The organism is Ureibacillus sp. MALMAid1270, assembly GCF_049202975.1.
GTDB lineage: Bacteria > Bacillota > Bacilli > Bacillales_A > Planococcaceae > Ureibacillus.
In genome coordinates, this window is sequence record NZ_JBMIRP010000067.1 from 1 (window position 1) to 8,012 (window position 8,012).

General features: G+C 34.6%; 8 protein-coding genes and 1 pseudogene. 8 read left to right on the forward strand and 1 reads right to left on the reverse strand.

The genetic code is table 11. From position 1 onward, the window contains the following. Window positions 1–161 precede the first annotated feature (161 nt). The 5 genes from ACOQFO_RS08905 (at window position 162) to ACOQFO_RS08925 (ending at window position 4,426) form a co-directional block, all read left to right on the forward strand. The gene (locus tag ACOQFO_RS08905; RefSeq protein WP_421689333.1) at window positions 162–470 is read left to right on the forward strand and encodes a hypothetical protein; all 309 of its coding nucleotides are present in this window, start codon (window positions 162–164) and stop codon (window positions 468–470) included. Further along, window positions 460–792, forward strand: a complete 333-nt coding sequence (locus ACOQFO_RS08910; protein ID WP_421689334.1) for a hypothetical protein — start codon at window positions 460–462, stop codon at window positions 790–792. Before ACOQFO_RS08905 ends, ACOQFO_RS08910 begins: the two co-directional genes overlap by 11 nt. A gap of 133 nt (window positions 793–925) precedes the next feature. Beyond that, a complete protein-coding gene (locus ACOQFO_RS08915; protein ID WP_421689335.1) occupies window positions 926–2,143 on the forward strand; it encodes an IS1096 element passenger TnpR family protein in 1,218 nt (405 codons plus the stop codon). 558 nt (window positions 2,144–2,701) lie between these two features. Next, a complete protein-coding gene (locus ACOQFO_RS08920) occupies window positions 2,702–3,151 on the forward strand; it encodes a YdcF family protein (protein WP_421689336.1) in 450 nt (149 codons plus the stop codon). Window positions 3,152–3,193: 42 nt separating this feature from the next. Continuing rightward, window positions 3,194–4,426, forward strand: a complete 1,233-nt coding sequence (locus ACOQFO_RS08925; RefSeq protein ID WP_421689337.1) for a Fic family protein — start codon at window positions 3,194–3,196, stop codon at window positions 4,424–4,426. 309 nt (window positions 4,427–4,735) lie between these two features. On the opposite strand, the pseudogene ACOQFO_RS08930 reads toward ACOQFO_RS08925, so the two are convergent. Beyond that, window positions 4,736–4,999 (reverse strand): annotated as a pseudogene (locus ACOQFO_RS08930) (transposase); the annotation flags it as partial. Between the two features lie 353 nt (window positions 5,000–5,352). On the opposite strand from ACOQFO_RS08930, the gene ACOQFO_RS08935 reads away from it, so the two are divergent. From ACOQFO_RS08935 to ACOQFO_RS08945, 3 genes are read left to right on the forward strand one after another with little or no spacing between them, the layout of a single operon-like run. Then, the gene (locus tag ACOQFO_RS08935; RefSeq protein ID WP_421689338.1) at window positions 5,353–6,135 is read left to right on the forward strand and encodes an ABC transporter ATP-binding protein; all 783 of its coding nucleotides are present in this window, start codon (window positions 5,353–5,355) and stop codon (window positions 6,133–6,135) included. Between the two features lie 4 nt (window positions 6,136–6,139). Beyond that, window positions 6,140–6,946 carry an ABC transporter permease gene (locus ACOQFO_RS08940; RefSeq protein ID WP_421689339.1) on the forward strand — a complete coding sequence of 269 codons (807 nt, stop codon included), beginning with the start codon at window positions 6,140–6,142 and terminating at the stop codon, window positions 6,944–6,946. Then, window positions 6,947–7,819: an ABC transporter permease gene (locus ACOQFO_RS08945; protein WP_421689340.1), complete on the forward strand. Its 873-nt coding sequence runs from the start codon at window positions 6,947–6,949 to the stop codon at window positions 7,817–7,819. Window positions 7,820–8,012: the final 193 nt, after the last annotated feature.

The window sequence follows — 8,012 nt, forward strand, 5'->3', positions numbered from 1 at the left end:
GAAAATATTTTGATAATTAATTTCCAGTTTTAAAAAAATGAACATTAAAAAATCCCACCTAAAATAGGAGGGATGAAATAAATTGGTTTGAGGAAAATCCTTGAACCACAAAGCTCGGCGAATGCCGAGAGTCTATTAATATAAGAAGGAGGTAAGAATTCATGAGGATTTATGTTAAGAATAATGACGGGGAAATGGTAGAAGCTTTCCAAGTAAATGAAAACACCTATACTTTTGAATCAGAAAATAAAACATTTAACCTATTTCTTACAGAATCCAATGATGTGCCCAATTTTAGTACATTATCAGATGAACACAAGAAGCAAATAACAAAAGCTATTTTTTCTAATGATGAAATATTGGAACAGTTAAGTGATGCTAAGAAAAAGAGAAATCGCGACATTTCATATTATAGTGGGGATGAAATAGAATTTGATCACTTAGTGGATGAGATGAACCGTGACAGATAAAGAAATTCGCTATGAAGTTCTTTGGGGACAAAAAGCAAGATTGAGACTTGCAGAAATGAAACCCTATAAAATTGACCCGAAATTGGTGTTCCGAAATTCTAAGAATATATTGTCAGTAAAACCAAGGGAAAAAGCTTATGATGTTGTTGAGTTCCCTGATTTCGAGTTTAATGGTTATTACTGGATATATATTAACAATGTTATTATCGTATATGACATTCTCGAATCAGAGAAAATGGTGTTAGTTGATGCCTGTTATTCTGCTTTGACAGGTTTTACACTACAACATTTCTTTGGAGAACATGATACGGACCCACTATAACTTATACATCACACCTCTTTTCATGAGATGTGTTTTTTTGTGCCTAAATTTTTCAAGATAGAATTTAATCTTTAGTAAGTACTAGTACTTCTTTGAAGGGCAGGACATCCAAGAGTTAGAAAGAAGGATTCACATGACAACAAACAATACAAATGATTACCGAATAACTATAGTAAAAGACTTTGATTGTTTTTTACATTATTTTCAAAACAAAGCGGTTAAGTTAACGAAGACAAATGAATATATGACTAGGACGGATTTATTGGCCCTTTATGAGTTAATGTCTGAGCCTAAGTTAATGGTACATGAAAAGAGTAATCAACCTGCATATCCTATATTGCATTTGTTTTTCATCCTTGGGTTAGAGTTGAAGCTATTGCAAAAAACGAGTACAGGTAGTGGAATTAAAGCTACAGTCAATGAACAACGGTTAGGTGTTTATCGAAGTCTTACGCCATCTGAACAATACGTAACTTTACTAGAATGTTTTTGGCTAAAAGCAGATTGGGATGAACTGCAGGGTGGTTACCATAGAAGAGGACCAGATAATGTAGACTTTCTTTTTGAAACCCTTTCAGCTTATCCGATTGATACAAAAATCGAAATAAGCCAAGAGAAGGACTTAGAGGATATGTTGTACCGATATAATCATTTTCTCTTTTATTTTGAGCTTTTCGGTTTATGGAAAGTTGAAATCGATGATGAAATGACTAACCGGCTTAGTGTCAATTATCATGGGGCAAAAAGTTTAATACTGACACCTTTATTTTTAGAAATAGAACATGTTTTGAGAGATACGTTTGAGTTTCGTGAAGATATGAAAGCATTATACGAATCATTTGAAATGGATGGAGAAGTTGAACAAGATAGTGATAAACCTGATCTATTCGAATTATTACAACATCGATTTTCAGAAGGGCAGCTAGTAAATCGATTGGACGATGAAACGCAAGCGGTGATTATCGGAGAACATGTTTTTAAAGTATCTTTAAATAAATCATGCTGGCGAACGATGCAATTAAATGAGTCTCATAATCTACTAGACTTTCATTTACTCATTCAGCGCGCATTTGATTTTAATGATGATCATCTATACGCGTTTTACATGGATGGAAAAAAGTTTGGCAAAAAGGGATACTATTCAACAATGGACGTACAGGGGCCTTTTGTGAATGAAATTAAAATCGGCGAACTTCAATTATTTGTAGGACAAAAATTCCTATATCTTTTTGACTTTGGAGAGGAATGGGAATTTACCATTGAAGTGGTAAGAGTGACTGAAGGAAAATCAGGATCACAGGCAGCGATACTAGATAGTAAAGGGGAATCTCCGAATCAATATGATTTTTGAAGTCTTAATTTTGCCAGAAGCCGAGGGACTGGGGGCAGGGGGACACTGTTATATTTTCAAAAAGGTGTCCCATAGTTGAGACAAATATCTATCGAGTACTCTGTTGTGTAATCGTCCAATCAGTCTATCTTAAACAAGAACGTAGATTTCTATCAACTATTCTTAAATTTATTAATTTTATCATTTTTCATTCATTTTTAACAACTGACTATCTTTTGAATCTTTTTTAGTTAAATCACCAGAAGGCTTACCTAAAAAAGGACTATTTTTCTTTTTTACTCCCAATTTTACATCTCCTTTTTAATCGTGAATTTTTCTTCTAATTAAGCTTCTAAATTTAGAGTAAATGTAAAAATATACCTCATCTTAATTATTATTATACTTAGAGAATTTATTATTTGAAGTAAAAGTGTCAGAGAAAAATATGTTCTATTAAATTCTTTCAAATCTCAAAACCAATGGCAGTCGAAGGATTTATTGTTTATGGTAGATATAGTTTATCAATTTATATACAGTGATAGTATCCAAATATATCTAATTTGAAAAGGACTGTTCATCATGTTCATTAAAAAACACTTGCTCAAAATCCTTCTCACCATCACGGCAGCGGTCTTTCTTTTCATTATTTACTCCGCCTACAGCATCTGGTCCTTCAGCAACAAAAACCAGCTCGTAAAAACCGATGCAGCGATTGTACTGGGCGCGGCCACTTGGGAGGGGGAGCCTTCGCCAGTATTTCGAGAACGAATTAATCATGCGATTTGGCTTTATGAGAATGGGTATGTTGAGAAAATTATCTTAACAGGAGGAAAAGGAGAGGGTGAGCAGTTTGCAGAGTCTGAGGTTGCAAGGGAGTATGCTATTCCTATAAGGGTGAATTATCATTCATTTCATATTTCTCTGATTCATCAATTGCGTGGAATGCGTACAAAAATTGTATTTAGCAGATTCTTTAACGTTAAAAAATTAGATAATTTTAGTTTTAAAAACGATGATTTGATTATATAATTAAAAAAACGGCAATAATTTAAAATAAGAGAGGTGCCGAATATGGAGTATGAGAAATTATCGAAGATATTTTATAAAAAGGGAAATGAATTTTACGATAATGAAATAGAGAAAAGAAAAAGTAGTTACGGTAGTTATTTAACAAATCTAACGATTAAAGGGTTTAGAAAAGGACAAATAATTAGTGATTCTTACCAATTGTTTTATGTAAATACACACAGATTAATGTCTCTAAATAATAAAGTGTTAATGAATAGTTCAAAAATATCTTCTCTTATTAGCAAGCTTCCATTGTTCGTTATTGAGCCATATTTCCATAAATTAATTGTGAATGAAGCACAAAGTAATAATGAAATAGAGGGAATACGTAGTACAAAAAAGGAACTAAAGGAAGTATTAGGAGATGTAATGAATTCTGAAAAGAAACAAAAACGATTTAGAGGATTAATGAAAACTTATTTGTTTATTGATCAGATAAAACCTTTTACGGAAGTTTCGGATTTCAGAAAGCTTTTTGATGAGTTAGTCTCAGACGAAATAGAAAAGGAAGATAAACCTGACGGAGAATTATTTAGAAAAGGGTACGTTGAGATAAATGATGGATCTAATACAACCCATATAGGTGTAAATTCCGAAGTAAAAATAATTGAATCACTTAACGCCTTAGTTAACTTTCTAGAGGATGAACAACATCCGGAATTATACCGTTATATGGTAGCACATTATTATTATGAATATATACACCCTTTCTATGATGGAAACGGAAGAACAGGGCGTTTATTAGTTTGTAGTTATTTATCTAGATATTTAGAGAGATATTCGGCAATTACTTTTTCTTATGCAATAAATAAAAATAAATCAAAGTATTATAAAGCTCTTGAAGAAATACCATCTCCTTTAAACAAAGGTGAAGTCACTTTTTATTTAATGGACATGCTAGAGTTTCTTTTATCAGGTCAAGAAGGAATTATTGAAGATTTAGAAATAAATTTGTCCAAAATAGAACGAATTAAAGAATATTTTACAAGTGATATTTGGCATAATCGATTGGATGAATCTGATGTTTTAAGGATAATGACTTATTTAAGTGTATTTGTTAATGAAGAAACTGGTTTTTCTGTAATTAGGTTAATGAAGATTTCTAATAAATCAAGATATAAGCTAAATCAAATAATGAGTAATTTAGAAGAAGAGGGCTATGTTAAATTAGTGAGCCAAAGACCAAAAGAATATAAAGTATCTGATGAATTTTTAGAAAGTATTTTGGTTTTTTAAATCTATTACGTTATTAAACATGTAGTTGCGTAAACCGATGTTTAGGAAGGGAAAGGGGACAGCACTCTGTCCGAAGGCGCTGAAAAAGTGAACTTTTTTCGATTTAGATTATTATATTTTTTGGCGCATAAATACCTAAATTTGTTATCTCTTTACTTGTTTCAGAATTTTAACAATATGATTGAACTTTGCCTGCTTTTTTGAGGATAGTATTGCTGCTATCCTCTTTAAATTAACTGCTAATACAGTTAATTTGGCTTGTAAGGTCATGCTTTTTAGACTGTACCCTAAGGCACGATCTAATCCGTGGAAATTATAGGCCAAATTTAAAGAGGCGTCTTCTACCACTCGTTCATCAGAAAGTTTACAAAGACGTTGTAAAACTAGAAGTTTTACCATTAGTTCAGGTTCTTTCGCTGGTCTACCATAATATTTACTGTATGTTTTCTCAAGTGCTCTATTAATAAAACTAAAATCTACTTCATCGTAAAGTATTTTTAACATAGGGTTTTCTGGTATTCTATTGTATAATATTGAATAGATGCTTAATTGATTATCTTTTTCTTTAAGCATAAAATTACCCCCAGTTTGGTTTGGTTTCTAGTCAATTCCATTATACCAAATGTTGGGGTTTTTTTTTTCTTTTAATAGACTACATAATTATCTACCATTATTTAGGTGATGTTTTTCAGTGCCTTCGGACAGTAAAAGTGTCCCAGAAACCAACTGGGACACTTTTACTGTCCCCGCTGTCCCAGCAAACTGGGACAGAAAGACTGTCCCCAACGTCCCCGCTGCACCATATCTTTTTGACACTTTGTCTAATGTATCCCCATATGACCGGTTTTATAATGTGTTAATAATCATAACAAGCCACGTGATGATAGCTCCCTTGAGTGGTTGGGAAGTTTGAAAGGAGAGGTTTTATGACTTTAGTGAAGACAAAAATGCCTGAAATTGAGATTGATCATGTCAGTATGTATTATCAGACGGGCTCTTCTGAAGTGTTAGCGCTAAAAGATGTGACCGTTGATATTAAAAAGGGTGAGTTTGTTTCATTGCTTGGGCCATCAGGTTGTGGAAAAACTACTTTACTGAGGATCATGGCTGATTTGATTCAACCAACAAGTGGAATGATTAGAATTGCGGGTACAACGGCAAAGGAAGCGAGGTTGGCACAAAAGTACGGTATCGTTTTTCAAAACCCTGTTTTGTATGACTGGCGAAAAGTGAAAAAGAATATTACGCTCCCACTTGAAATGATGAAAGTAAGTAAAGCGGAACAAGAAAAACGAGCGGATCGCTTATTAGAACTAGTTGGTTTAACGAAATTTAAGGACAAATATCCTTGGCAATTAAGTGGAGGGATGCAGCAACGTGTTGCGATTGCAAGGGCACTTGCAATGGAGCCTGAGATTCTACTGATGGATGAGCCGTTTTCTGCTTTGGACGAGTTTTCGCGTGAACGATTGAATGAGGAACTTTTATCGATTTGGAGTGAGGTCAAAAATACGGTAGTGTTTGTCACTCACAGTATTCCTGAAGCGATCTTTTTATCTGACCGAGTGTTTGTATTATCCCCACATCCAGGGAGGTTATCGAAAGTAGTGGAAATTCCGTTACCTCGCCCAAGAACAGCTGAAATGAGAGAAAGTCCAGAGTTTTATCAATTAATTACAGAAATCCGAAACAGTTTTGAGGGGGTGTAGGCTTATGAACTTACAAGGACTTCTAAAACGTTCGGCTCCAACGCTTGTATGGCTAATTGGATTACTTATCATTTGGCAAATAAGCTCTTGGTTTTTACTAAATGTTTTACAAGTCCCCTTAGCACAATCGAAGCTCCCATACATTCATGAGTTAGTCTTTACGTTTACAGAATATAGCGGAACCCTTTTATATCAAGCTTCTATTACGATGAAAAGTGCAATCATTGGATTTGCTGTAGGTACATTTGTAGGGATCCTCTTAGCGATTTTTATGAGTTCATCAAAATGGATTGAGCAATTAGCGTTTCCTTATTTAGTTGCTTCTCAAATGATTCCGATTTTAGGATTAGCACCAATTGTTTACGGTATTGTTCGTGATGATGGAGTGTCTCGAATCATTATCGCTGCGTTTATGACTTTTTTCCCGGTCGTGTTAAATACGCTCCGTGGGTTACGTAGTGCAGAACCCTCTGCAGTTGAACTAATGCATTCATATGCGGCCAAACCGTGGGCAGTTTATTGGAAGCTTCGTTTTCCACAATCCTTACCAAGTCTATTTACAGGTCTAAAGATTGCCGCTCCATTATCTGTTACGGGTGCAATTTTAGTGGAATTAATGGGTGCGACAGAAGGAATTGGCGTTATTATGCTGCGCAACCTCTATTATGGTTCATCTCATGCTTATATGTTTTGGCTCACTGTTATCGTAGGTGCACTCCTTGGTTTCTTAAGTTATTTAGTGATTAGTTTGGTTGAACGGCTTGTGACACCTTGGCAACCAGAATTTCGAAAATCGGGAGGGGATGAATAAATGAGAGGGAAAACCGTTGAAGATAACTGGTTAAGTCAGTCGAGAAGCCAGGAAAATCCCGCTTTAAAAAGTGCCATTTTAAAACAAAGAAAAAAGCTGTCCAAACTTGGCAAAGTTTCAAGTAAGATTCTCATCCCATTATTTGCAGGGGTACTATTTTTCATTCTGTGGGAAGTTCAATTCTTTCACACTATATTTGGACTAAAGACGTATCAATTGCCATTGCCTTCCGTCATTATGGAGGCGATTAGAGAAAATTTAAATACACTAGTTTATTTTATGGGATATACATTTTTGGAAGCTTTCTTAGGAATGTTACTTGGATCTGCGCTCGGTTATCTTATTGCGTTAATAGGATCTGCATATCCAAAATGGGGAAAAGGTGGTTTAACTATTGTCGTTGCATTCAACGCCGTTCCGATTGTGGCATTAGGACCGATTATGAATCTATGGTTTGGGAATGGCATTAGTTCAAGAGTTGCCATTATTACCGTAATCACCATGGCCACAATGGCAGTTAATGCACATAAAGGAATGTCCAATGTGAACCCGTTATCCCTAGATTTATTGCACTCTTATGCAGCAAATAAGGTTCAAGTATTTCGTTACTTGCGTATCGCAAATAGCTTACCGTACGTGTTTACTGCATTAAAAATTAATGCAACTGCAAGTATGATTGGTGCAATTGTTGGAGAATTTTTCTATGCTTCAAAAGGATTAGGATATCTCCTTTCCAACTCCATAAAAGTTGCCCAAATGCCTTTAGGGTGGGCTTGTATCGTCATTGCTTCCGTTGTTGGAATCGTATTTTATCTAATCGTTGAAGTATTAGAAAAAGTCTTCATGAAATGGCATCAATCTGAAAGAACATAATAGTTATCTATTTTCACACTTATAAAGATAAATATTTTAAGAAGTTCATATGGGTAGTGTCAAAACTTCTATGAAAAACTGAAAATCACAATAGTTCAGGGCGGAAATCATTCTCCGAACGAGAGGACAATCGCTCTTGACAAACATTCCGAAAAGGTTGCGCCTTGTTTTTGAGGGCGAAGGGAAAAAAGTA

Bases quoted from the DNA above. Each gene is read 5' to 3' on its own strand.
- ACOQFO_RS08935 (WP_421689338.1), top strand. From the start codon at position 5,353: ATGACTTTAGTGAAGACAAAAATGCCTGAAATTGAGATTGATCATGTC.
- ACOQFO_RS08940 (WP_421689339.1), top strand. From the start codon at position 6,140: ATGAACTTACAAGGACTTCTAAAACGTTCGGCTCCAACGCTTGTATGG.
- ACOQFO_RS08915 (WP_421689335.1), top strand. From the start codon at position 926: ATGACAACAAACAATACAAATGATTACCGAATAACTATAGTAAAAGAC.
- ACOQFO_RS08920 (WP_421689336.1), top strand. From the start codon at position 2,702: ATGTTCATTAAAAAACACTTGCTCAAAATCCTTCTCACCATCACGGCA.
- ACOQFO_RS08925 (WP_421689337.1), top strand. From the start codon at position 3,194: ATGGAGTATGAGAAATTATCGAAGATATTTTATAAAAAGGGAAATGAA.
- ACOQFO_RS08905 (WP_421689333.1), top strand. From the start codon at position 162: ATGAGGATTTATGTTAAGAATAATGACGGGGAAATGGTAGAAGCTTTC.
- ACOQFO_RS08945 (WP_421689340.1), top strand. From the start codon at position 6,947: ATGAGAGGGAAAACCGTTGAAGATAACTGGTTAAGTCAGTCGAGAAGC.